Source organism: Pseudomonas sp. SJZ080, from assembly GCF_007828295.1.
Classification (GTDB): domain Bacteria; phylum Pseudomonadota; class Gammaproteobacteria; order Pseudomonadales; family Pseudomonadaceae; genus Aquipseudomonas; species Aquipseudomonas migulae_A.
This window is the reverse complement of sequence record NZ_VIUK01000008.1, coordinates 185755-209494: the sequence shown is the minus strand read 5'-3', so window position 1 is coordinate 209494 and position 23740 is coordinate 185755. Positions and strand designations below refer to the sequence as shown.

Annotated in this window: 22 protein-coding genes and 1 pseudogene; 13 read left to right on the top strand and 10 right to left on the bottom strand. The window is 60.5% G+C overall.

Features of this window, described 5'->3' with window-relative positions:
- Complete coding sequence (rnhA, locus tag FBY04_RS13895) at window positions 1-453, bottom strand: ribonuclease HI (RefSeq protein WP_008028618.1); 453 nt, start codon at window positions 451-453, stop codon at window positions 1-3.
- 91 nt (window positions 454-544) lie between these two features.
- A complete protein-coding gene (locus FBY04_RS13890; protein WP_017338266.1) occupies window positions 545-1303 on the bottom strand; it encodes a methyltransferase domain-containing protein in 759 nt (252 codons plus the stop codon).
- Between the two features lie 65 nt (window positions 1304-1368).
- Between FBY04_RS13890 and gloB the strand changes: the two genes are divergently transcribed.
- The 9 genes and pseudogenes from gloB to fabI (FBY04_RS13845) form a co-directional block, all read left to right on the top strand.
- Window positions 1369-2136: a hydroxyacylglutathione hydrolase gene (gloB, locus tag FBY04_RS13885; protein ID WP_084320823.1), complete on the top strand. Its 768-nt coding sequence runs from the start codon at window positions 1369-1371 to the stop codon at window positions 2134-2136.
- 99 nt (window positions 2137-2235) lie between these two features.
- Window positions 2236-3678, top strand: coding sequence for a transglycosylase SLT domain-containing protein (locus FBY04_RS13880; RefSeq protein WP_084320824.1), 1443 nt, complete (start codon window positions 2236-2238; stop codon window positions 3676-3678).
- A gap of 330 nt (window positions 3679-4008) precedes the next feature.
- The gene (locus FBY04_RS13875) at window positions 4009-5823 is read left to right on the top strand and encodes an extracellular solute-binding protein (protein ID WP_371927811.1); all 1815 of its coding nucleotides are present in this window, start codon (window positions 4009-4011) and stop codon (window positions 5821-5823) included.
- A complete protein-coding gene (locus tag FBY04_RS13870; protein WP_084320826.1) occupies window positions 5820-7661 on the top strand; it encodes an extracellular solute-binding protein in 1842 nt (613 codons plus the stop codon). The genes FBY04_RS13875 and FBY04_RS13870 overlap by 4 nt, the downstream gene beginning before the upstream one ends.
- Before the next feature lie 3 nt (window positions 7662-7664).
- The gene (locus FBY04_RS13865; protein ID WP_084320827.1) at window positions 7665-8738 is read left to right on the top strand and encodes a microcin C ABC transporter permease YejB; all 1074 of its coding nucleotides are present in this window, start codon (window positions 7665-7667) and stop codon (window positions 8736-8738) included.
- Window position 8739: 1 nt separating this feature from the next.
- A complete protein-coding gene (locus FBY04_RS13860) occupies window positions 8740-9759 on the top strand; it encodes an ABC transporter permease (protein ID WP_084320828.1) in 1020 nt (339 codons plus the stop codon).
- Between the two features lies 1 nt (window position 9760).
- Window positions 9761-11371: an ABC transporter ATP-binding protein gene (locus FBY04_RS13855; RefSeq protein ID WP_145315551.1), complete on the top strand. Its 1611-nt coding sequence runs from the start codon at window positions 9761-9763 to the stop codon at window positions 11369-11371.
- Between the two features lie 21 nt (window positions 11372-11392).
- On the top strand, window positions 11393-12187 hold the full coding sequence (gene fabI, locus FBY04_RS13850; RefSeq protein ID WP_084320830.1) for an enoyl-ACP reductase FabI: 795 nt from the start codon (window positions 11393-11395) through the stop codon (window positions 12185-12187).
- A gap of 229 nt (window positions 12188-12416) precedes the next feature.
- Window positions 12417-12683: pseudogene (fabI, locus tag FBY04_RS13845) on the top strand (enoyl-ACP reductase FabI); the annotation flags it as partial.
- Between the two features lie 164 nt (window positions 12684-12847).
- Here the strand turns inward: fabI (FBY04_RS13845) and FBY04_RS13840 are convergent.
- Window positions 12848-13729, bottom strand: coding sequence for a LysR family transcriptional regulator (locus tag FBY04_RS13840; protein WP_145315550.1), 882 nt, complete (start codon window positions 13727-13729; stop codon window positions 12848-12850).
- 114 nt (window positions 13730-13843) lie between these two features.
- Here FBY04_RS13840 and FBY04_RS13835 point away from each other — a divergent pair, with 114 nt between their 5' ends.
- Window positions 13844-14278: a VOC family protein gene (locus FBY04_RS13835; RefSeq protein ID WP_145315549.1), complete on the top strand. Its 435-nt coding sequence runs from the start codon at window positions 13844-13846 to the stop codon at window positions 14276-14278.
- A 138-nt stretch (window positions 14279-14416) separates the two neighbouring features.
- Here FBY04_RS13835 and FBY04_RS13830 read toward each other — a convergent pair whose 3' ends face one another.
- The 5 genes from FBY04_RS13830 to FBY04_RS13805 all read right to left on the bottom strand — a co-directional run bounded on the left by FBY04_RS13830 (window position 14417) and on the right by FBY04_RS13805 (window position 19496).
- The gene (locus FBY04_RS13830; protein ID WP_145315548.1) at window positions 14417-14995 is read right to left on the bottom strand and encodes a GGDEF domain-containing protein; all 579 of its coding nucleotides are present in this window, start codon (window positions 14993-14995) and stop codon (window positions 14417-14419) included.
- A 74-nt stretch (window positions 14996-15069) separates the two neighbouring features.
- A complete protein-coding gene (locus tag FBY04_RS13825; RefSeq protein WP_084320834.1) occupies window positions 15070-15648 on the bottom strand; it encodes a hypothetical protein in 579 nt (192 codons plus the stop codon).
- A 1-nt stretch (window position 15649) separates the two neighbouring features.
- A complete protein-coding gene (locus FBY04_RS13820) occupies window positions 15650-17818 on the bottom strand; it encodes a xanthine dehydrogenase family protein molybdopterin-binding subunit (RefSeq protein ID WP_145315547.1) in 2169 nt (722 codons plus the stop codon).
- An 11-nt stretch (window positions 17819-17829) separates the two neighbouring features.
- Complete coding sequence (locus FBY04_RS13815) at window positions 17830-18285, bottom strand: (2Fe-2S)-binding protein (RefSeq protein ID WP_010459764.1); 456 nt, start codon at window positions 18283-18285, stop codon at window positions 17830-17832.
- Between the two features lie 365 nt (window positions 18286-18650).
- Window positions 18651-19496, bottom strand: coding sequence for an oxidoreductase (locus tag FBY04_RS13805; protein WP_145315545.1), 846 nt, complete (start codon window positions 19494-19496; stop codon window positions 18651-18653).
- Between the two features lie 115 nt (window positions 19497-19611).
- Here FBY04_RS13805 and FBY04_RS13800 point away from each other — a divergent pair, with 115 nt between their 5' ends.
- The gene (locus FBY04_RS13800) at window positions 19612-20535 is read left to right on the top strand and encodes a LysR family transcriptional regulator (protein ID WP_145315544.1); all 924 of its coding nucleotides are present in this window, start codon (window positions 19612-19614) and stop codon (window positions 20533-20535) included.
- Here the strand turns inward: FBY04_RS13800 and FBY04_RS13795 are convergent.
- Window positions 20519-21673: an NnrS family protein gene (locus FBY04_RS13795; protein ID WP_145315543.1), complete on the bottom strand. Its 1155-nt coding sequence runs from the start codon at window positions 21671-21673 to the stop codon at window positions 20519-20521. The two genes, FBY04_RS13800 and FBY04_RS13795, sit on opposite strands and share 17 nt — an antisense overlap.
- Window positions 21673-21921, bottom strand: a complete 249-nt coding sequence (locus FBY04_RS13790; protein ID WP_084320839.1) for a transmembrane sensor/regulator PpyR — start codon at window positions 21919-21921, stop codon at window positions 21673-21675. The genes FBY04_RS13795 and FBY04_RS13790 overlap by 1 nt, the downstream gene beginning before the upstream one ends.
- Before the next feature lie 282 nt (window positions 21922-22203).
- Here FBY04_RS13790 and FBY04_RS13785 point away from each other — a divergent pair, with 282 nt between their 5' ends.
- The gene (locus FBY04_RS13785; protein ID WP_145315542.1) at window positions 22204-22728 is read left to right on the top strand and encodes a sigma-70 family RNA polymerase sigma factor; all 525 of its coding nucleotides are present in this window, start codon (window positions 22204-22206) and stop codon (window positions 22726-22728) included.
- A 4-nt stretch (window positions 22729-22732) separates the two neighbouring features.
- Window positions 22733-23716 (top strand): FecR domain-containing protein, encoded by a 984-nt coding sequence (locus tag FBY04_RS13780; protein WP_145315541.1) that lies wholly within the window; start codon window positions 22733-22735, stop codon window positions 23714-23716.
- Window positions 23717-23740: the final 24 nt, after the last annotated feature.

The following is a 23740-nucleotide window of genomic DNA, read 5'->3' as shown; positions in this document are numbered from 1 at the left end:
TCAGGCCTGTTTGTAGCCCCGGACTTCGTCCACACCACGGTTAGCCAACTGGTCCGCCCGTTCGTTGCCGTGATGCCCGATGTGCCCGCGCACCCATTTCCAGGTGACGTTGTGACGGTTGACCTGCTCATCCAGCAACTTCCACAGGTCAGCATTCTTCACCGGTTCTTTCGCCGCCGTTTTCCAGCCGCGTTTCTTCCAGTTGTCCATCCACTCGTTGATGCCTTTCATCACGTACTGGGAGTCGGTCACCAGCAGCACGTCGCAGGAACGCTTGAGTTCTTCCAGGCCGCGGATCGCGCCCATCAGTTCCATGCGGTTGTTGGTGGTGTTGGCTTCGCCACCCCAGAGTTCTTTTTCAACGCCTTTGCACACCAGCAATGCGCCCCAGCCGCCTGGGCCAGGGTTGCCTTTGCAGGCGCCATCGGTGAAGAGTTCTACGCTATCGCTCATGCCAATCTATCCAGAAAATGCGGTGGCTCGCCGATCTGCGATCGACGATGCCCGAGGCCGGGGCAACCCCGGCCGGGAATAAAAACAGGTATTACGGTTCGATATTACGTCGGTTGACCTTGGCCATGGGCAGGGGAATCAGCTTGCCCATCGGTTCGCGACGTTCCTGACGAAGCGGACGCAGGCCCACCACAATCTTGCGCGCCACCAATAAATAGAAGCCGCCGCCAGACAATTGCCAATCACCGGCCTTGCGCTCCCAGCCGGCCAGGCGGGCTTGCCAGGCGGGGGACGCAAGCGGCGGACGATAGCACCCGAAGCGGCGTTTCTCCAGCGCGAAGCCCAGCAGATTCAGCCAGTCGCCGACCCGTGAAGGTGAAATGCACCGGGCCTTGCGCAAGGCGTCATGGGCGAACACATGGCGCAAACCCCAGGTGCTCCAGGGGTTGATCCCGACAATCAGCAAGTGCCCGCCGGGGCGAACGCTGCTCGCCGCTTCACGCAGCAAACCGTGAGGCGAGAGGCAGAAATCCAGACCATGCTGCAGCACCACCACATCGGCGGCATGCTCGCTCAACGGCCAGGCTTGTTCTTCACAGACGATTTCGACACCCGGCAACGGCGCGCCGAGACGCACATTGCGCTGGACCTGCGGTGCCGACGGCGGAGTCTCGGCCGAAGGGCCGTAATGCACCAGATAGCCGCCGAAGAAGCGCCCCAACTCGTCTTCGAGCATGCGGCGCTCTTCGTCCAGCAGAAATTGCCCGAGGGGGCCGGACAGCCATTCACGGGCTGCGCTGATCAAGGCCAGCCAGTCAGGATCAGCCTGAGCGAACGCTTTATCGGTCATTGCATTCTCCAACGCGCCAGGAAGTTCTAAGATGCGCCATTGTTTTCCGCTTGGCGAATCCGACGATGATACAGATCACAGCCCTGCCCGCCTTCACCGACAACTACATCTGGTTGTTACAAGACCCTGACTCCCGGCGCTGCGCCGTAGTCGATCCGGGCGATGCCGCGCCGGTACAGGCCTGGCTTGCGGCCCATCCGGGTTGGGTGCTGAGTGATATTCTGATCACTCACCATCATCACGACCATGTCGGCGGTGTCGAACAGCTGAAAAAAGCGACAGACGCGAGGGTCTACGGCCCGGCCAGCGAAACCATCCCGGCGCGGGACGTCGCGCTCAAGGACAACGATCGCATCAACGTACTGGGTTGGGACTTCGATGTGATCGCCGTTCCCGGTCATACCCTGGGGCACATCGCCTTCTACCATGAGGGAGCGCTGTTTTGCGGTGACACCCTGTTCGCCGCCGGTTGCGGGCGCCTGTTCGAAGGCACGCCCGAGCAAATGCATACTTCGCTGACGCGTCTGGCTTCGTATCCAGAGGATACGCGGGTCTATTGCACCCATGAATACACCTTGAGCAACCTGCGCTTCGCCGTAGCAGTCGAGCCAGGCAACCTGCATACCGCCGATCGCCTGGCCAAAGTCACCGAACAACGGGAAGCCGGAATCATCACGCTGCCCTCTACGCTAGGCCTCGAAAAGCTGACAAACCCGTTTTTGCGTACCGGCGAAACATCCGTTAAAGAAAAAGTGGACGAACGGAATGGACCCGATAACCGGGCTCCGAGTGCGGTTTTTGCTGCCTTGCGTGCCTGGAAAGATAAGTTCTGACAGGGCTTGCCGAGGGCGCGAAAAATCTGAATGGTTGACCGCAGGGGGTGCGCTTTCTAGAATCGCCCGACATTTTTGCCCGGAACTTACTTCCAGCCAATGTCGTCATCTATTCGTAAAGCCATCAATTCAGACGCATTGACCCGCCTGGCTCAAGCCATAGCGGTGGCTGTGTCCGCCACATTGGCGGGCTGTTCCAGCCATGTGCCGCAGACCGAAGCGGCCCACACTCCCAATATCGCCGCTCGAGCCAAACAGAAGCCTATCTGGCTCAGCGAAAAGCCGACCCCGCAAATTCCACAGGACGTCTGGGAGCGCATGCGCCAGGGCTTCCAGTTGCAGGAAGGCCTGGGCGTCAACCCGCGCATCGAGCAACAGCGCCTGTGGTTCGCCAGTAATCCTTCTTTCCTCGAAAACGCCGGCGAACGCGGCAGCCTCTACATTCACTACATCGTCGAACGCCTGGAAGAACGCAACATGCCGCTGGAACTGGCGCTGCTGCCAGTGATTGAAAGCGCCTACAACCCGATGGCCTATTCCCGGGCCGATGCGGTTGGCTTGTGGCAATTCATTCCCTCCACCGGGCGTTATTTCAACCTGCGTCAGACCCGTTTCTATGATGGCCGTCGCGACATCACCGCTTCGACCACCGCCGCAATGGATTACCTGACCCGCCTGCACGACATGTTCAACGGCGACTGGCTGCTGGCCCTGGCGGCCTACAACGCCGGTGAAGGCACGGTCAGCCGGGCTATCGAGCGCAACGAAAGGCTCGGCCTGCCAACCGATTACTGGAACCTGCCGCTGCCGTCCGAAACCCAGGCTTATGTACCGAAGTTGCTGGCCCTGTCGCAAGTGGTGCTGGCGCCGGAAGCCTACGGCGTGAACCTGAACCCGATCGCCAACGAGCCGTATTTCCAGGTCGTCGAAATCAACCAGCGCATGGACCTGTCCAAGGTAGCCGCGGTGGCCAATATCGACGAAGACGAACTGTTCCAGCTCAACCCTGCCTTCAAGCAGCGCACCACTATCGACGGCCCTCAGCATTTGCTGGTGCCGACGTCCAAGGCGCAGTTGCTGACCGCCAGCCTGTCGACCATGCGTCCCGAAGAGTTGATCAGCAAGAAGCCGCTCAAGCCGGTTTTCGAAGGCGCTGATGAATCCGAAATTGCCAGCCTGAAACGCGCCTACCGTGTAAAACGCGGCGATAACCTGGCCGCCATCGCCAAGGCCAACAAGGTCGACGTCAAGGACCTGCAGCGCTGGAACAAAATGACCGGCAAGAACCTCAAGGTCGGCCAGACGCTGGTGATGCAGGACAAGTCCAAAGGCAACACCGGACGCGTCAACACCGTCGTGGCGGCCAATACCAAGACGAAGACCAAGACGCCGCAGACCCAATACAAGGTCCAGCAAGGTGATTCACTGTACATCGTAGCCAAGCGTTTCAACGTTGAAATGCAGCACCTCAAGCGCTGGAATCCGCGTGTCGGCCAAGCGTTGAAGCCGGGGCAGATGCTGACGGTTGCTTCGCCACACTAAAAAAAGAGCCCCTGACTTCAGGGGCTTTTTTTTGTCGAAACACCGTTAAACAGGTTCACGCTAACCCTGTAGGAGCCGGCTTGCTGGCGATGGGCTGAAGTGCGCCGCATTTAACCCGATTTCACGCGTTATCGTTAACGGCCATCGCCAGCAAGCCGGCTCCTAAAGGGTTTGGATCAAATCGGCCTCCAAGGCGCCACAGGTATCAACATAGACAATTAAGGGGTCGTTAAATCCCCGTCTTTTTCCTGTCCATACAAGCTGTTACTGTACGGCCCACAAAGCCCAAGCCGCCTGGATCGGATCTCTGACTTGAAGCGTCCCCTCCTCCTGCTCCTGATCAGCCTGGCCTTGAGCTCCTCCGCAAGTGCGACGATCAGCGAAAGCCATGGTTATGCGCAGTTCGGTACGCTCAAGTACCCGGCCAGATTTACCCACTTCGATTGGGTCAACCCGCAAGCGCCCAAGGGCGGTACGTTGCGGGTGATGGCGTTTGGCACCTTCGATACGCTCAATCCCTACACATTCAAGGGCTCGAGCCCGGTCTCCACCGCGAATTTCCTGCAATACGGCATCAACGAACTGAACGAACCGCTGATGGTCGGCACTGGCCAGTACGCACCGTCCGGCGACGAGCCGACGTCCAGTTATGGCTTGATCGCCCAATCGGTGGAATACAGCGAAGACCGCAGTTGGGTAGTGTTCAACCTGCGCCCCGAAGCACGATTTCACGATGGCACGCCGATCACCGCGTACGACGTCGCGTTCTCTTACCGGTTGCTGCTCAAGGAAGGCCATCCGCAATACCGCACCAATCTTCAGGAAGTGTTGCGGGTGGATGTACTCAACCCGCAGCGCATTCGTTTTGTTTTCAAGCGTGCCGGTAATCCGCTGCTGATCCTGCGCCTGGGCGAGTTGCCGGTGTTGCCGCAACATTACTGGAAAGGTCGCGACTTCAAGGCCACCACCTTCGAGCCGCCGCTGGGCAGCGGGCCGTACCGCATCACCTCGGTCACGCCTGGACGCCAGATCGTGTTCGAACGGGTCAAGGATTACTGGGGCAAAGACCTGCCGGTCAATCGCGGCAAGTACAACGTCGACCGCATGGAAGTCGAGTTCTACCGCGACAGCGACGTCGCGTTCGAAGCCTTCAAGGCCGGCGAGTTCGATATCTACATCGAGCATCAGGCGAAGAACTGGGAAAACGGTTACAACTTCCCGGCCGTGCGACGTGGCGATGTCATCAAGGCGCAGATCCCGCATCAGATCCCGACCCAGAGCCAGGGCCTGTTCATGAACACCCGGCGAGCGGCGTTTTCCGACGCCAGGGTCCGTGAAGCGCTGGGGCTGATGTTCGACTTCGAGTGGACCAATCGCACGCTGTTCAGCGGCGCCTACAAGCGCGCCCTGAGTTATTACCCCAACAGCGAGTTCTCGGCCACCGGTCTTCCGGTCGGTCATGAATGGTTGATGCTCAAGCCGTACCGCGAACAGTTGCCCGCCAAGCTGCTCACCGAGCCGTTCAGCCTGCCGCAGACCCAAGGGCGCGGCATTCCAAGGGAAAACATGCGCAAGGCCCTGAGCCTGCTCGCGGAAGCTGGCTGGAAGCTTGACGGCCAACGCGTACAGAACGCTGCCAAACAGCCGCTGCGCCTGGAAATCCTGCTGGTCAACCCGAACCTGGAACGCATCCTCCAGCCTTATGTCGAGAACCTCGCCAGCATCGGCATCGACGCCCGGCTGCGCACGGTGGACCGCGCCCAGTACAAACAGCGCCTCGACCAGTTCGATTTCGACATGATCCTGATGACCCTCAACCAGACCCTCAGCCCCGGCCTGGAGCAATGGCAGTATTTCCATTCCAGCCAGGTCGGGGTCAAGGGCAGCAAAAACTACGCGGGCATCGCCAATCCGGTGGTCGATCATCTACTTGAACAATTGCTCGCCGCCCAGACACGCGATGAACAGGTTGCCGCCGGCAAAGCCCTGGACCGCGTGCTGTTGTGGCAGCACTACATCATTCCCAACTGGTACCTCAATTATCACCGCCTGGCCTACCGCAACCGGTTCGCCTTTGTCACCACGCCGCCCTATACCCTGGGCCTGAGTGCGTGGTGGCTGAAGTCTTCGGAGAAAGATCGATGAAACCCGTACGCGCCCTGCTCTTGCAGGCCAGCGGCCTGTTGTTCGCCGGGCTGGCCTGTGCCGCCCCGCAACACGCCCTGACCTTGTACAACGAGCCGCCGAAATACCCTGCCGATTTCAAGCATTTCGACTATGTGAACCCGGATGCGCCCAAGGGCGGAATCTTTCGCCAGGCCGGGTTCGGTGGCTTCGACAGCCTCAATCCATTCATCAGCAAAGGCGTACCGGCCGACGATATCAGCCTCATCTACGACACCCTGGCCAAACAGGGCCTCGATGAGCCGTTCACCGAATACGGACTGGTCGCCGGCAAGATCGAAAAGGCCCCGGACAACAGCTGGGTGCGGTTCTACCTGCGCCCTGAAGCGCGCTTCCACGATGGTCATCCGATCCGTGCCGAAGACGTGGTGTTCAGCTTCCAGACCCTGATCAAGGACGGCGCCCCGCTGTACCGCGGTTACTACAGCGATGTCGAAGAAGCCGTCGCCGAAGACCCGCTCACCGTCCTGTTCAAGTTCAAACACAACAACAACCGCGAACTGCCGCTGATCCTCGGCCAGTTGCCGGTACTGCCCAAACACTGGTGGGCGACGCGGGATTTCAACAAGGGCAACCTGGAAATGCCATTGGGCAGCGGTCCGTACAAGGTCAGCGAAGTGAAGGCCGGACGCTCGATTCGCTACGAGCGGGTCAAGGATTACTGGGGCAAGGACCTGCCGGCCAACCGTGGTTTCTACAACTTCGACGTGATGACCACCGATTACTACCGCGACAACACCGTGGCCCTGGAAGCACTCAAGGCCGGTCAGTTCGATTTCTGGCTGGAAATGAGCGCGAAGAACTGGGCCAACGCCTACAACATCCCGGCGGTCACCGAAGGTCGGCTGAACAAGGAACAGATCCCCAACGGCAACCCCACCGGCATGCAGGGCTTTGTGTTCAACCTGCGCCGCCCGGTGTTCCAGGACGTGCGCGTGCGTCAGGCCCTGACGCTGTTGCTGGACTTCGAATGGACCAACAAGCAACTGTTCAACGGTGCCTATGTGCGCACCCGCAGTTACTTCGAAAACTCGGAAATGGCCGCCACCGGTTTGCCGGATGCCGATCAACTGGCCATTCTCGACCCGTTCCGCGGCAAGATCCCCGAGCAAGTGTTCACCGAGGCGTTCCAGAACCCGGTGACCGATGCCAGCGGCATGATCCGCACGCAGCAGCGCAAGGCTTACCAATTGCTGCAAGAAGCAGGCTGGCGGATCGTCGACGACAAAATGGTCGACGCCAACGGCAAACCGGTGACCATCGAATTCCTGCTCGCGCAGACCGAATTCGAGCGGGTGCTGCTGCCGTTCAAGCGCAACCTCAGCGATCTGGGCATCGACCTGGTGATCCGCCGGGTCGACGTTTCGCAGTACATCAACCGCGTGCGTTCACGGGACTTCGACATGATCGTCGGCAGCTTCCCGCAGTCCAACTCGCCGGGTAACGAACAGCGTGAATTCTGGATGTCTGCCGCCGCCGATAAACCCGGCAGCCGCAACTCCATGGGTTTGAAAGACCCGGTGGTGGACCAACTGGTCGAGCAACTGATCAACGCCGACTCGCGCAACAGCCTGGTGGCCCACGCCCGCGCGCTGGACCGCGTGCTGCAATGGGGCTATTACGTGATCCCCAACTGGCACATCAAGACCTGGCGCGTGGCTTACTGGAACCACATCGGCCATCCGAAAATCTCGCCCCGGTACGACATCGGCACGGCCACCTGGTGGATCAAGCCCAACGTGACACCGGCGATAGAAGTCGAAACCAAACTGCAAGCCGACCCTGCGGGCACGGAGTAATAAATGCTGGCGTATATTTTTCGGCGACTGCTGCTGATCATCCCGACCTTGTTCGGCATCCTGCTGATCAACTTCGTGATCATCCAGGCCGCCCCCGGCGGGCCGGTGGAACAGATGATCGCAAAGCTCGAAGGCTTCGAAGGCGCCACCAGCCGCATTGCCGGCGGCGGTGCCGAAGTGTCGGTGGCCGGTTCCGCCTATCGCGGTGCGCAGGGCCTGGACCCGATGCTGGTCAAGGAAATCGAGCACATGTACGGCTTCGACAAATCGGCGCCGGAGCGTTTGTGGATCATGGTCAAGAACTACGCCACCCTGGACTTCGGCGACAGCTTCTTCCGCGACGCCAAGGTCATCGACCTGATCAAGGAAAAGATGCCCGTATCGATTTCCCTGGGGCTGTGGAGCACGCTGATCATGTACCTGGTGTCGATCCCGCTGGGGATCGCCAAGGCTACGCGGCACGGCAGCCACTTCGATGTCTGGACCAGTTCGGCGATCATCGTCGGCTACGCGATCCCGGCGTTCCTGTTCGCCATCCTGCTGATCGTGGTGTTTGCCGGCGGCAGCTACTTCGACTGGTTCCCGCTAAGGGGCCTGACTTCGAACAACTTCGATGAGTTGAGCATGGGCGGCAAGGTGCTCGATTACTTCTGGCACCTGGCGTTGCCGGTGACCGCACTGGTGATCGGCAACTTCGCGACCATGACCCTGCTCACCAAAAACAGCTTCCTCGATGAAATCAACAAGCAGTACGTGGTGACCGCAAAAGCCAAAGGCCTGACCAATCACCGCGTGCTTTACGGCCATGTTTTCCGTAACGCCATGCTGTTGGTGATCGCCGGTTTCCCGTCGGCCTTCATCGGGATTTTCTTCACCGGCTCGTTGTTGGTCGAGGTGATTTTCTCCCTCGACGGACTGGGGCTGATGAGTTTCGAAGCCGCGATCAACCGTGATTACCCGGTGGTCTTCGGCACCCTGTTCATCTTCACGCTGCTGGGGCTGGTAGTGAAACTGATCGGCGATCTCACCTACACCTTTGTCGATCCGCGCATCGATTTCGAAAGCCGGGAGCATTGAGATGAACCTGTCCCCTCTCAATCGTCGGCGTTTCGAACTGTTCAAGGCCAACAAGCGTGGCTGGTGGTCACTGTGGCTGTTTCTCGTGCTGTTCGGCCTGAGCCTCGGCGCCGAGCTGATCGCCAACGACAAACCGCTGGTGGTGCATTACGACAACAGCTGGTATTTCCCGGCACTCAAGCGTTACCCGGAAACCGCGTTCGGCGGCGAGTTCCCACTGGAGGCCAACTACAAGAGCCCGTACATCCGCGAACTGCTCAAGGCCAAGGACGCCTGGGTGCTGTGGGCGCCGATCCCCTACAGTTACCAAAGCATCAACTACGACCTGAAAGTCCCGGCCCCGGCGCCACCGTCGACCGACAACCTGCTGGGCACGGACGATCAGGGGCGCGACGTGTTGGCGCGGGTTATTTACGGCTTCCGGATTTCGGTGCTGTTCGCGCTGACCCTGACCATTCTCAGCTCGATCATCGGCGTGATTGCCGGTGCCTTGCAGGGGTTCTATGGCGGCTGGGTCGATCTGGCCGGGCAGCGTTTCCTGGAGATCTGGTCCGGGTTGCCGGTGCTGTATCTGCTGATCATTCTGGCCAGCTTCGTCCAGCCGAATTTCTGGTGGCTGCTGGGGATCATGTTGCTGTTTTCGTGGATGAGCCTGGTGGACGTAGTCCGCGCCGAATTCCTGCGCGGACGCAACCTCGAATATGTGCGCGCGGCCCGGGCGCTGGGGATGCAGAATGGTGCGATCATGTTCCGCCATATCCTGCCCAACGCCATGGTCTCGACCATGACCTTCATGCCGTTCATCCTGACCGGCGCCATCGGCACGCTGACCGCGCTGGACTTCCTGGGTTTCGGGCTGCCGCCCGGCGCGCCGTCGCTGGGTGAGCTGGTGGCCCAGGGCAAATCCAACCTGCAAGCGCCATGGCTCGGCATGAGCGCGTTTGCGGTGCTGGCGTTGATGTTGAGTCTGCTGGTGTTCATCGGCGAGTCCGCTCGCGATGCCTTCGACCCGAGGAAGTGAAATGAATCAGGACAATCTGATCGAAGTGCGCGACCTGTCCGTCGAGTTCGTCGTCGGCGATCGCTGTCAGCGTGTGGTCGAAGGCGTCAGTTTCGACATCAAGCGCGGCGAAACCCTGGCGCTGGTCGGCGAAAGCGGTTCCGGCAAATCGGTGACCGCGCACTCGATCCTGCGCTTGCTGCCCTACCCGCTCGCCCGGCATCCGTCCGGCACCATCGAGTATTCCGGGCAAAACCTGCTGAGCCTGAAAGAGAAAACCATCCGCCACATCCGCGGCAACCGGATCGCGATGATCTTTCAGGAGCCAATGACTTCGCTCAATCCGCTGCACTCGATCGAGAAGCAGATCAACGAAGTCCTCGGCATTCACAAAGGTTTGATCGGCAAAGTCGCGACCAAACGCACGCTGGAACTGCTGGAGATGGTCGGCATTCCGGAACCCGAGAAGCGCCTGAAAGCACTGCCCCACGAATTGTCCGGTGGCCAGCGTCAGCGGGTGATGATCGCCATGGCCCTGGCCAACGAGCCGGAACTGCTGATCGCCGATGAACCGACCACCGCGCTGGACGTGACCGTTCAGCTGAAAATCCTCGAATTGCTCAAGGAATTGCAGGCCCGCCTGGGCATGGCGTTGCTACTGATCAGTCACGATTTGAACCTTGTGCGAAGAATTGCGCATCGCGTATGTGTCATGCAGCGCGGTTGCATCGTCGAACAGGCATCGTGCGAAGAGTTGTTCCGCGCGCCGCAGCATCCGTACACTCGGGAATTGCTGGCAGCGGAGCCCAGCGGCAAGCCGGCGACCAACGTAATTGGCCCGCCATTGCTGCAGGTCGAGGACCTGAAAGTCTGGTTCCCGATCAAGAAAGGCTTGCTGAAAAAGACCGTCGACCACATCAAAGCGGTGGACGGGATAAACTTCAGCCTCCCTCAGGGCCAGACGCTGGGGATTGTGGGGGAAAGCGGTTCGGGCAAGTCGACACTCGGTCTGGCGATCTTGCGACTGATTGGCAGCAAAGGCGCAATCCGTTTTGAAGGCAAACAGCTAGACTGCCTGACGCAACAACAGGTTCGGCCTCTGCGTCGGGAGATGCAGGTGGTGTTTCAGGACCCGTTCGGCAGCCTGAGCCCGAGGATGTGCGTGAGCCAGATCGTCGGCGAAGGCCTGCGGATCCACAAGATGGGCACCGAGGCGGAACAGGAACAAGCGATTATTGCGGCACTCAAGGAGGTAGGTCTGGATCCGGAAACCCGGCACCGCTACCCCCACGAATTTTCCGGCGGGCAGCGGCAGAGAATCGCCATTGCCCGGGCATTAGTGCTAAAACCGGCGCTGATTCTGCTGGACGAGCCGACATCGGCCCTCGACCGGACAGTGCAGCGCCAAGTGGTGGAGCTGCTGCGTTCACTGCAAACCAAGTACAACCTGACGTATCTGTTTATCAGCCATGACCTGGCTGTCGTCAAAGCGCTGAGCCACCAGCTGATGGTGGTCAAGCATGGCCAAGTGGTCGAACAGGGAGACGCGCAAAGTATCTTTGCCGCTCCCCAACATCCGTATACACAGCAGTTGCTGGAAGCCGCTTTTCTGGCACCAGCCACTGCGCAATAACCTGAAAGAGAGGAGCAACACATGGGTTTTCTCGCCGGTAAGCGCGTACTGATCGTCGGTGTCGCCAGCAAGCTGTCCATCGCATCCGGCATCGCTGCCGCCATGCATCGCGAGGGCGCTGAGCTTGCCTTCACTTATCAGAACGACAAACTCAAGGGTCGTGTCGAAGAGTTCGCACAAAGCTGGGGTTCCAACCCTGACCTGTGCTTCCCGTGCGACGTGGCCAGCGATGAAGAAATCGCCAAGGTCTTCGAAGCGCTGAGCAAGAAGTGGGACGGCCTGGATTGCATCGTGCACTCCGTTGGCTTCGCCCCGGGCGACCAACTGGACGGCGACTTCACCGAAGCCACCACCCGTGAAGGTTTCCGCATCGCTCACGACATCAGCGCCTACAGCTTCGTGGCCCTGGCCAAGGCTGGCCGCGAAATGATGAAAGGCCGCAACGGCAGCCTGCTGACCCTGTCGTACCTGGGCGCCGAGCGCACCATGCCGAACTACAACGTAATGGGCATGGCCAAGGCTTCGCTGGAAGCTGGCGTGCGTTACCTGGCCGGCTCCCTGGGCCCGGACGGCACCCGCGTCAACTGCGTATCGGCCGGTCCGATCCGCACCCTCGCCGCTTCCGGCATCAAGAACTTCCGCAAGATGCTGGCCGCCAACGAAGCGCAAACGCCGCTGCGTCGCAACGTCACCATCGAAGAAGTCGGCAACGCCGGCGCCTTCCTGTGCTCGGACCTGGCGTCCGGCATCAGCGGTGAAATCATGTACGTGGACGGTGGTTTCAACACCACGGCCATGGGCAGCCTCGAAGAGTAATCTTCGGCTCGGCAACTAAAAAACCCGCCTCGATAGGCGGGTTTTTTTGTGCCTGCAATTTCAGCCTTGACGCAATCCCCTGTAGGAGCCGGCTTGCTGGCGATGTCAATTTCACGGCCGACATTTGCTGTGAGTCGAACATCGCTATCGCCAGCAAGCCGGCTCCTACAGGGGTTGTGTGTTCAGGTCTATCAGGGTCAGGCACTTGGCAAACAGTTGCTGGATCGGCGCCGGCTCCCTGGGCCCGGACGGCACCCGCGTCAACTGCGTATCGGCCGGTCCGATCCGCACCCTCGCCGCTTCCGGCATCAAGAACTTCCGCAAGATGCTGGCCGCCAACGAAGCGCAAACGCCGCTGCGTCGCAACGTCACCATCGAAGAAGTCGGCAACGCCGGCGCCTTCCTGTGCTCGGACCTGGCGTCCGGTATCAGCGGTGAAATCATGTACGTGGACGGTGGTTTCAACACCACGGCCATGGGCAGCCTCGAAGAGTAATCTTCGGCTCGGCAACTAAAAAACCCGCCTCGATAGGCGGGTTTTTTGTGCCTGCAATTTCAGCCTTGACGCAATCCCCTGTAGGAGCCGGCTTGCTGGCGATGTCAATTTCACGGCCGACATTTGCTGTGAGTCGAACATCGCTATCGCCAGCAAGCCGGCTCCTACAGGGGTTGTGTGTTCAGGTCTATCAGGGTCAGGCACTTGGCAAACAGTTGCTGGATCGGCTGCATGCGCTGGCTGTACCGCTGCAACAACACAATCTCGCGGTAAAAGGTCAATTCGCCCAACCGGATGATCCTGACCTTCGCGCCATACTCAAGCCACAACCCGGCTTCGGGAAGCAGCGAAACACCCAATCCGCATTCAACCATTTTGACGATGGCCTCCAGCTCATCCAGCTCCAAAGCCACTTGCACATCAATCTGCTGCTCACGCAGAAACCGCGTCACCAGGCGACCACCGAATGAATTGCGGTCGTAGCGCACATGGGGATGGCTCGCGAGGATCTGCAACGGATCATCACCCTCAAGCTCCGGCGGCACGATCAGCACAAACGGTTCCCGGCGGATGACCTGCGCCGACAGCTCCTTGGGTAAGTCAAACGGCGGTCTGATCAGGATCGCCAGATCCACTTCGCCGGTGTCCACCTGGCTCAACAGGTTCAGCGACACGCCGGGCACCAGTTTCGGTTCAAGCAGCGGTGCTTGCTGGCGCAGACGCAACAACGCCTGGGGCAGCAACCCGGTCTGGGCCGTGGCCACGGCGCCAATCTTCAATTCGCCGCGGTACTCGCTGACATCGTCGCTGACCGCCATGCGGCTGAAGGATTCCAGCATTTCCCTGGCCATCGGCAATGCCCGTTGCCCCGCCGCATTGAGAATCGCCTGACGCCCGGTGCGGTCGAACAGCCGAATGCCCAGCGCCTGCTCCAGGTTACGCATCTGTGCGCTGACTGCCGACTGCGTCAAACCGATGTGCATGCCGGCCGCAGCAAACGTTCCATAGCGCGTCACGGCGATAAAGGTCTTCAGTTCACGCAGCATGACAGTCTCGATTGATCAAAATATTTTGAGCTCGATGCAAAAACTATCGTCTTTCAATCAAAAAGCACAGCGCTAAACTCCACTTCAACCACCGTCAATCTGCGAGGCACAGCGATGCAACTCTCTCCTTTTCACCTGGCCATCCCGGTATACGACCTTGCTGCCGCCCGGAATTTTTACCGTGACGTGTTTGGCCTTGAGGAAGGTCGCTCCAGCGACCATTGGGTTGACTTCAATTTTTTCGGTCATCAACTGGTGATTCACCTGGCGCCGAAAAACGCCTCCCAAGAAGCGGCGCACACCAACGCCGTGGACGGGCACGACGTACCGGTGCCGCATTTTGGCGTGGTGTTGGGAATGAACGAATGGGAAGGCCTGGCTGAACGGCTGAAGGCGCGCGATACCCGATTCGTGATTGAACCGGGCATTCGGTTTCAGGGGTTGGTGGGTGAGCAGGCGACGATGTTTCTGTTTGATCCCTGTGGTAATGCGCTGGAGTTCAAGGCGTTCAAGGACATCAGTCAGTTGTTTGCCAAAAGGATTGGGTGAATGTAAGGACGCCTTCGCGAGCAAGCCCGCTCCCACATTGGATTGGCGGTGTGCCAAAGATTTATGACACACAGAAGATCGAATGTGGGAGCGGGCTTGCTCGCGAAGAGGCCGGCTCATCCACCGCAAAACTTCAGGCTACGGATGCAACGCCCTCTCAGCCTCAATCAGCAATTCATCGATCGAGTGGTGAAGAGGGTCGAACTCAACCTGCCCAATGCAGAACCGAATGTCATAACCGCGACGCATCGTGGCATTGCGCTCATCGAGGATTTCTTCAAGTCTCGCCTTGATCGCAGCGATGTCGACCGCGGATGACCCCGTCAACAACGCAACAAACTCATCATCCCCGAGTCGCCCGATCACATCGCTTTCGCGAAAGGCGATGCGCAGCACGTCGGCGAAGGTTTTCAGCGCATCGTCACCCTCGGCACGACCGTACAGATAGTTGATGTGCTTGAAGTTATCGAGGTCGAAAAACAGCAATGTGGCCGGTATTTCCAGGCGCTGACAGGTTTCCAGCCCCAATTGGGCCAGTGATGTGAAGCCGTGACGATTGGAGAGCAGCGTCAGCTCATCCATGCTCGCCATGGTCACGCCGATCACTTCCTGCTCGGCCTGGCGCGCCCTGTCACGCAGTACTTCACGTGCCTGTTGCGGCGAAAGCGAAGGGTCTGCGCCAGCGCCATGTTTAACCGGTTTGCCTGGGATCAGCATCACTTACTCCAGTGGCGGATATGTACTTTAGAGTCGTCCCGACCCGCTTTGACTCCCTGCTAACAGACCGCCGGTCAACTACCGGCCACCGGACAAGGCCCGCCAGCCTCTGCCCAGTGCTTGAATTGAGCCACGAAAATGTCGTGCGGCACCGGCACTGGCGCCCTTCCCTCACCCGGATTCCAGCCCCACAGCACCAGTTTGTCGTCGCTGACATGTTTGATCAGCGCCGCGAAATCCCGGTCACCGTTGCTGCTGCGATCCTTGATCATCGCGCACAGTTTGTCGGCCGGCAGCCCGATCCAGGCCATTTTGTGCGCCGCGGGCGGCAGGCTCCAGTGCGGAGCACCCGGCGGCGCATGCGGGCCGTAACTGGCCGGCGGGTTTCTTTCGGCGTGGCACGTGGCGCAGGGCAAACCCGCCGCGCCCTTGCCGTCCATGCCCCGAACCACGTTCATCGCATGGGGTAGCCCGGCGTCAAACTGCAACGGCGAATCACCGGGGATGTGGCAGTTCTGGCAACGCGGGCTCTGGAAGACTTTTTGCACGGTATCGAAAGCCTTCAATGCTTCCTTGTCTTCGGCGAACAGGTCCGAGGCGTAGGCCGTCAGGCCGATCAGCACCACCGCACCCAGCACAAGATGTCGTTTCATCTCACACCCCCGACAGTTGCAAGGGTAATTCGCGCAACCGTTGCCCGGTCAGGGCGAACACGGCGTTGGCCACGGCCGGTGCCGTCGGCGGTACGCCAGCCTCGCCGATGCCACCGGGTTTATCGGTGCTGGGCACAATGTGCACTTCGACCACCGACATCTCATTGAGCCGCAACACTTGATAGTCGTGGTAATTGGACTGTTGCACCTCGCCGTTCTTGAAGGTCAGCTTGCTGTGCAAGGTAAACCCGAGGCCAAAGGTGATGGCCGATTCCATTTGCGCCGCGATGCTCATCGGGTTGACCGCAATCCCGCAGTCCACCGCGCAGACCACCCGGTGCACGCGGATCGACAGGTTGTCCTGGGACACCTCGGCGACCTGCGCGACGTAGCTGCCGAAAGACTCATGCACCGCAACACCCAGCGCATGGCCGTCCGGCAAAGGCGCTGTCCAGTTGGCTTTTTCGACGGCCAGGTTCAACACCCCCAGATGCCGCGGATGCGCCTTGAGCAGGGTTCGTCGGTACTCCACCGGATCCTTGCCAGCCGCCTCGGCCAGCTCGTCGATCAGCGACTCCATCACGAACGCAGTGTGGGTATGCCCGACCGAACGCAGCCACAGCACGGTGATGCCGGTTTTCGGCGAATGCAGTTCCACCTGATGGTTGATCATCCCCGCCAGATAAGGACTGTCGGCAACGCCTTCGACCGACGTCTTGTCGATGCCGTCCTTGACCATGGTCGCCTCCAGCATGGTGCCGGCCATGATCGACTGCCCGACCATCATGTGCTTCCACGCCATCGGCATCCCGTCAGCATCCAGCCCGACGCGCGCCTGGTGCAGGAACGCCGAGCGATAGTAGCCGCCGCGAATGTCATCTTCCCGCGACCACACGGTTTTCACCGGCCCGCCCGCCGCTTTTGCAACCTCCACGGCCTCAGCGACAAAGTCCGAAGTCGGATTGGCCCGACGGCCGAAACCGCCGCCCAGGAACTCGGTATGAATCTCGACCTGTTCGGGTTTGAGCCCGGTGATTTTGCCCGCGATCATTTGATCGAGGGTTTGAAACTGCGTACCGGTCCAGATCTCGCATTTGTCCTGGGTGATCTTGACCGTGCAATTGAGCGGTTCCATCGGTGCATGAGCCAGGTACGGCACGCTGTACTCGACGTCGATGGATTTTGCCGCTTTGGATAATGCCGCCTCGGCATCGCCCGCCTTGCTCGCCGGGGCGCCAGGGGTGGCCGCGAGTTTGCGGAAGCTCTCCAGCAGGTTCTGACTATCGAGAGCGGCGTTCGGCCCCAGATCCCAATCGACCTTGAGCGCATCGCGCCCCAGCTTCGCCGCCCAATAATGATCGGCAATCACTGCAACGCCGGTCGGCACTTGCACCACTTTGTGCACGCCCGGTATCTCCAGCGCTTCGGCACCCTCAAAGGATTTGACGTGACCACCCAATACCGGCGAACGCGCGACCATGGCGGTCATCAGGCCGTCGAACTGCACGTCCATGCCGAACTTGGCGCGGCCGGTGATTTTCTCGGGTGTGTCCAGGCGCTTGGTGGGTTTGCCGATGACCTTCCAGTCCTTGGCCTCCTTGAATTTTATCGACGCGGGGTCCGGCACCGGCAATTTGCCGGCGTCATCGGCCAGTTCGCCGTACGTGACGCGGTTATCGCCAGCAATGACCACGCCCGACTCGGTACGAATGCTCGACGGCGCGACGTTGAAGCGCTTGGCCGCGGCATCGACCAGCATCAAACGCGCCGCTGCGCCGGCCTGGCGATAGCGGTCGAACTCCATCCAGGTCGAGGTTGAACCGCCGGTGATCTGCATCCCGCCAAACCCGGCCAACCCGTAATCGGCGGCCGATGCGGGTGAGTGCTCGACACGGATTTTCGACCAGTCGGCGTCGAGTTCTTCGGCGATCAGCATGGTCAGGCCGGTCCAGATACCCTGGCCCATTTCGGAATGGCCGAGCAGCACGGTGACGCTGTTGTCGTTACCGATGCGTAAAAATGCATTGGGCGCGAAGACGTTGCCCTGATTCTCCGCCCCCATGGCAAAACGATGGGCGCCGGGGATGGCAAACGCGACCACCAGCCCACCGCCCAGTAATGCGCTGCCCTTGAGGAAACCCCGGCGCGATAACGGATTGATGCTGTTCATGGCGAGCTACCTCAGCCGATCTCGGCGGCGCGTTTGACCGCGGCACGAATCCTTGGGTAAGTGCCGCAACGGCAGATGTTGCCGGAGAGCGCCTGGTCGATGTCGCTGTCGGTGGGCTTGGGAATCTTCGCCAGTAATGCCGCCGCCGACATGATCTGCCCGGACTGGCAATAGCCGCACTGGACCACGTCGAGTTCGGCCCAGGCCTGTTGCACCGGGTGCGAACCATCGGTGGAAAGGCCTTCGATGGTAAGGATTTTTTGCCCATGGGCCACGGCCGTGGCCGGTGTGATGCAGGAGCGCAATGGCGCGCCGTCGACGTGCACGGTGCAGGCGCCGCACTGGGCCATGCCGCAACCGAATTTGGTGCCGGTCAGGTGCGCGACGTCACGCAGGACCCAGAGCAACGGCATGTCCGCGGGGACGTCCAGCTCCTGATCCTTGCCATTGATGTTCAAGGTCAGCATGGCGAATTTCCTCAGACTCACGGTGTTCTGAAGAGGCGTTACGCTGTAGACGACGTTGTTTTCCTGTAGGAGCGAAGCTTGCTCGTGAAGAACGATGACGCGGTATGCCTGAAATGACGCTTTCACGAGCAAGCTTCGCTCCTGCAAAGGCTCGACGGTCTAAGCGCGCCTCGGGTTATCCCTACAGCTAAGCGCAAAATACCGGGCGAGACCGGTTCATCGACCACCGGTCGCACAGACTGCCAAGAAACGGTAGGAGCGAGCTTGCTCGCAATGGTCTGAAGGACGCCGCGTTTATCCAGACAACACGCGTTATCGTTAGCGACCATTGCGAGCAAGCTCGCGCCTACAGTGGCATCAGCCTGTTAGAAGTCAGTGGACACCGACACCTCACGCCAAACCTTCAACTCATCAGCGACAAAGCTGTTTTTCGCTTCAATCGCTGCAACGCAATCACTGCCCAGCGGTAAGCGCAGTGGCGCATTTGCCGCTTCCACCAGGGTGATCATGACCTCGGCGAGCTTGTCCGGATCACCCGGCTGGTTCAGGGTCACAGCCTTGGCGATCTTGCGCACTTCGCCTGCAGTGCTGTCGTAGTCGGCAATCGAAGACGGCGACTCGACCAGCGAATTGCCTTCGAGGAATTCGGTGCGAAAGTAACCCGGCTCGACAATCGTCACCTTGATGCCCAGCGGCGCCAGCTCGGCGTGCAAGGCCTCGCTCAAGCCTTCAACGGCAAATTTGGTCGAGCAGTAGACGCCGAAACCCGGCCCCGACCGATAACCGCCCACCGACGACAGGTTGATCACATGCCCGCTGCGAGCGGCGCGCATGTGTGGCAGGACGGCGCGGGTTACGTTCAGCAGACCGAAGACGTTGGTTTCGTACACGCGTCGCACTTCATCGGCGCTGGCTTCTTCCACCGCGCCCAGCAAGCCGAAACCGGCGTTGTTGACCAGCACGTCGATGCGTCCGAAGTGCTCAATGGCTGCCTGGGGGACCGCAATGCCTTGTGCTTCGTCGGTCACGTCCAGGCTGGTAGCCAGTAAACCGGGTTGTTCGCCAAATCGCTGAACAATGCTGCGGGCGTCACGTGCGGTGGCAACCACGGCGTCACCATTGGCCAGCGCGGCGGCAGCGATTTTTGCGCCGATGCCACGGGAAGCGCCCGTGATAAGCCAGATACGTTTGAAAGCGTTGGAAGTGGTCATGAGCGTGTTTCCTTGTGTGCAGTGGAGGTAGGCACAAGGTACGCAGGAGGATTGCCCGGAAAAATACCCTCGTGGTACAAGCACTATGAAACGCTCTTTCATAATGGCGCCCGCAATGAACCACGATCCATTCGACGGCTTGACCGAGTTTCTGGCGGTGGCCGAGCACAAAAGTTTCACCCTCGCCGCCACCCGCCTGGCGGTGACCCCCACCGCCGTCAGCCATGCGATCAAATTGCTTGAGCGCCGCACCGGCGTGTTGCTGTTCCAACGCACCACACGCCGGGTGGCGTTGACCGAGGCCGGCGCCAGTCTGTTTGCCCGCTTGCGTCCTGCAGCCAGCGAGATCGATGAGGCGCTGATGGGGCTCAGCGGCTTTCGCGATCAGCCGATGGGCACGTTGCGTCTCACCGCGCCGCGGTTGTCCGGGGCTTTGTTGATGGAGCCGTTGATCCCGCTGTTTCGCGAGGCGTACCCGCAAGTCACCCTCGACATTTCCCTCGACGATGCCACGGTGGACCTGATGGCCGGCGGCTTCGATGCCGGGATTCGACTGGGCGAGTCCATCGAAAAAGACATGGTCGCGGTGCGTCTCACCCCCGACCTGCAATGGTCGGTGGTCGGCGCTCCGGGCTATTTCGCCAACGCGGGTAAACCGGCGACCCCTGAAGACCTGACCCGCCATCAATGCATCGGCTTTCGCTTCTCGACCTCGGGCAGCGCGCACCGCTGGGAGTTTCGCCGCGAGGGGCGCGACTTTACCGTGGGCGTCGAGGGCGGCGTGATCGTCAACGACCGGCGCCTGCTGGTGGCGGCGGCTCGCTGCGGTTCGGGGCTGGCGTATGCGTGTGATCTGGAGATTGCCGACGAGTTGGCGGACGGCCGGTTGGAACGGGTGCTGGAGCCGTTTGTGCCGCTCAGTTCGGCCCTGTACCTGTACTTTCCCAGCCGCACCCAGACTCAGCCGAAGCTGCGCGCCTTTATCGACCTGGCAACGCGCTGGATCGCCGAACAGGGAGGCCTTAAACCCTCGGCTTGAGCAAAATGTCGGTGTAGCGCACCAGGAACAGCCCGAACGCGGCACACCAGAACAGCGCGGACAGCGTCAGTCCGGCCCCGGAAAACGGTACCAGAAACACCCGGCACAGGCCGGCGATCAACAGCAGGAAAAACCCGGCCACAATCGTTTTCGACGGCTGCAACAACCGCCCGGTGTGACCGAGGCTGACCCGGGCAATCATCGCCAGGATCAAACCGCCGATCCCGCCGACGGCCAACGAATGCGTGGCCAGGCTCTGTTGCGGCATTGCCCCCGCGTGCCATAGCGCCATCGCCAATGTGGCAATAGCCAGCCACGCATACGCCAGATACAACGACCACAGCAGCGGCACCCGCCAGATCCCCCGGTCATGCCAGCGCCACAGGCGCAGCAGGTGCAAGCCGCCGATCACTAGAAACAGCGCCGCGAGCCACCCTCGGGGAATGTCGTTCAAACCGCCGGCAAACGAAACGGCGGCCAGCAAACTGCCTGCCAGCAGCAACCTGAATGGCAGCGGATGGACCGGGTTGGGCGCAGGACGATTCAAACCGCGCTGAATAAAAAACGGAATGACGCGCCCGCCAATCACACTCATCAACGCGCCGATCAACCACACGGCCGCGAGCACACCGTGCCGTTGCAGGCCGATGTCATCAGTGGAAATCCCCCACAGCGTCATGGCCTGGGTCGCAGCCAGCAGCGCGACGACCAGCAGAATCGGATAATTGTCGCGTTTGCCGGCGGCCACCAGGTCTCGGCCCAGCACCCATGCCAGCAACGGCAGAAAAGGTATTTGCAGCGCAATCAAGGCAACTGCAGGGATTGGCATCAGCCATGCCAGGCGCGCCAGCAGCCATACCAGCAGCAGACCGATCAAAGGCCAACCGTTGAGCCCCGTACGCCCGGTCCAGTTCGGCACCGCCGTCAGCAGGAATCCGGCGATGATCGCCGCTGCGAACCCGAACGGCATCTCATGCCGATGCCAGCTCAGCATGCCGCCAACCGGTTGCGCACCGGGCAAGCGCCCGTACAACCAAACGGCCCAGACCGCCACAGCGATGGCCGCGAAACCAGCGCCGACCAGGAAGAACGGACGGAAGCCGAGACTGAAAACCGGTGCTCCAGCGAGTTGGCGCATCAAACCACCACCTTGACAGAGTGGGTACCCAACCAATGCTGGGCCAGCAGTCGCATGACGTAGCCGATCTTGATCAGGGTCGGGCCGATGATGGTCATGGCATGCATCGAAACCAACGCCACGATCGGCAAATGTCCGGCGTAAAGATAAGCGCCGTAGATCCCCGCCAGCAGCAGCGCGAGGCCAGCGCCCAGGACGTTGCTCGACAGGTGCAGGACGTTCTGAGGATTGCTGAAGTAAGCGAACATTTTTTCGTACTCCTGAATCAGACCAGTTGTACGTTTGCTCTTTCAGGTTTCGTGCCAGGTTTGTCATACCTGTAAATCAATGGGTTAGAGCGTTAGCAGTCAATTTGACCCACCCTAAAAATAGTCAATATGACACCAAAAGGAGTCATATTGACTGCACGCATATTTATGGCACCTAAAAGCAAACCGATATCATTTGCACACATCCAATCCTTTTGTTTTAATCGCGACCAATTCTTATTCGCACCGCAGGCGCTCGTCGCCCAGGGACACGTGCTCACGATGATGGTCGTCGATTCTTCCAGCGTTCAGAACCTCTACGTCACTCATCACCGTTGGTTGCATGAGCTTCTGCGCCGTCGGCTGAGCAGCGCGTTCGATGCCGCCGACCTTGCCCATGACACCTTCATCCGGGTGCTCAAGCGCCCGCAAGTGTTCGACTGCGAAACCCGCGAACGCTCCTACCTGGCCACCATCGCCCGGGGCTTGTGCATCGATCACTGGCGCCGTCGGCAACTCGAACTGGCATGGCTGGAGACGCTGGCCTCGCGCCCGCAAGCCGTTCAACCGTCGCCGGAGCAACGGGCGATCATCGTCGAAACCCTGTACGAAGTGGACGCCATGCTGCTGCGCCTGCCCAAGAAGGTGCGCGACGCGTTCATTCTCGCCCAGTTGCACGGCCTGCCCTACCGCGCCATCGCCGAAGAAATCGGCGTGTGCGAGCGCATGGTGAAAAAGTACCTGGCGCAAGCGCTGATGCACTGCGCGATGCTCGAAGCCGAGCTTGACGGCCTGTTGATCGAGTAAGCGCATGCCATCTGTCGCCTCCAATTCCATCAGCCATGCCAGCCTCGAACAGGCAGCGCAATGGTATGTGCAGCTCAACGATCAGCAGGTCGGCGAACACGAGCGTCAGCGCTGGCAAGCCTGGCTGGCGCAAAGTGGCGACCATCAGGCGGCCTGGCGTTATGTCGAGCACGTCGGCCAGCGTTTCGCCGCGTTGCAGGATGATCAGCCGCAGGCTGCCGGCCTGGTGCTGCGCAACACCGCGCGCTCGCCGATCACCCGCCGGCAGACGATAAAGAGCTTGCTCATCCTGGCCTCGGGCGGGCTGCTGGGCTGGAATGCCTGGCGCGAAACGTCGCTGCCGGACGCCTTGGGCCGCTGGACTGCCGACCTTTCTACCGGCACCGGCGAAACCCGCGAAAGCCTGCTCAGCGACGGCAGCCGGATCTGGCTCAATGCCCTGAGCGCATTGAATGTGCGTTTCGACACCACGCAACGCCTGCTGCTGTTGAGTGCCGGGGAAGTGTTGATCGACACCGCCAAGGACAGCAGCCGACCGTTTCTGGTGCAAACCGCCCAGGGCCGGATGCGCGCGCTCGGCACGCGCTTCAGTGTGCGCCAGGAAGAACAACAGACGTTGCTCAACGTCTACGAAGGCGCGGTCGAAGTCCGAACCACTCAGGGCCAGGTGCAAGTGGTCGAGGCCGGACGCCAATTGGCGTTCACGCAAAGCCACATCCCGCCCTCCTCGGAGGCGACGGCTGGCCGCGAAGCCTGGCGCCGCGGTCTATTGCTGGCGGATAACCTGCCGCTGGGCCAGTTGATCGAAGAGTTGAGCCGCTACCGTCACGGGCATCTGGCCTGCGACCCTGCCATCGCCGGGTTGCCGGTCATGGGTTCGTTCCCGCTCAAGAACACCGATCAGGCCTTGCGCCTGCTGGAAGCGGCGCTACCGATACGCGTGGAGAAAACCCTGGCGTGGTGGGTCAGTGTCAGTCCGAAAGCGTGAGCCAAAAACTTTTGGCGCCGCCGT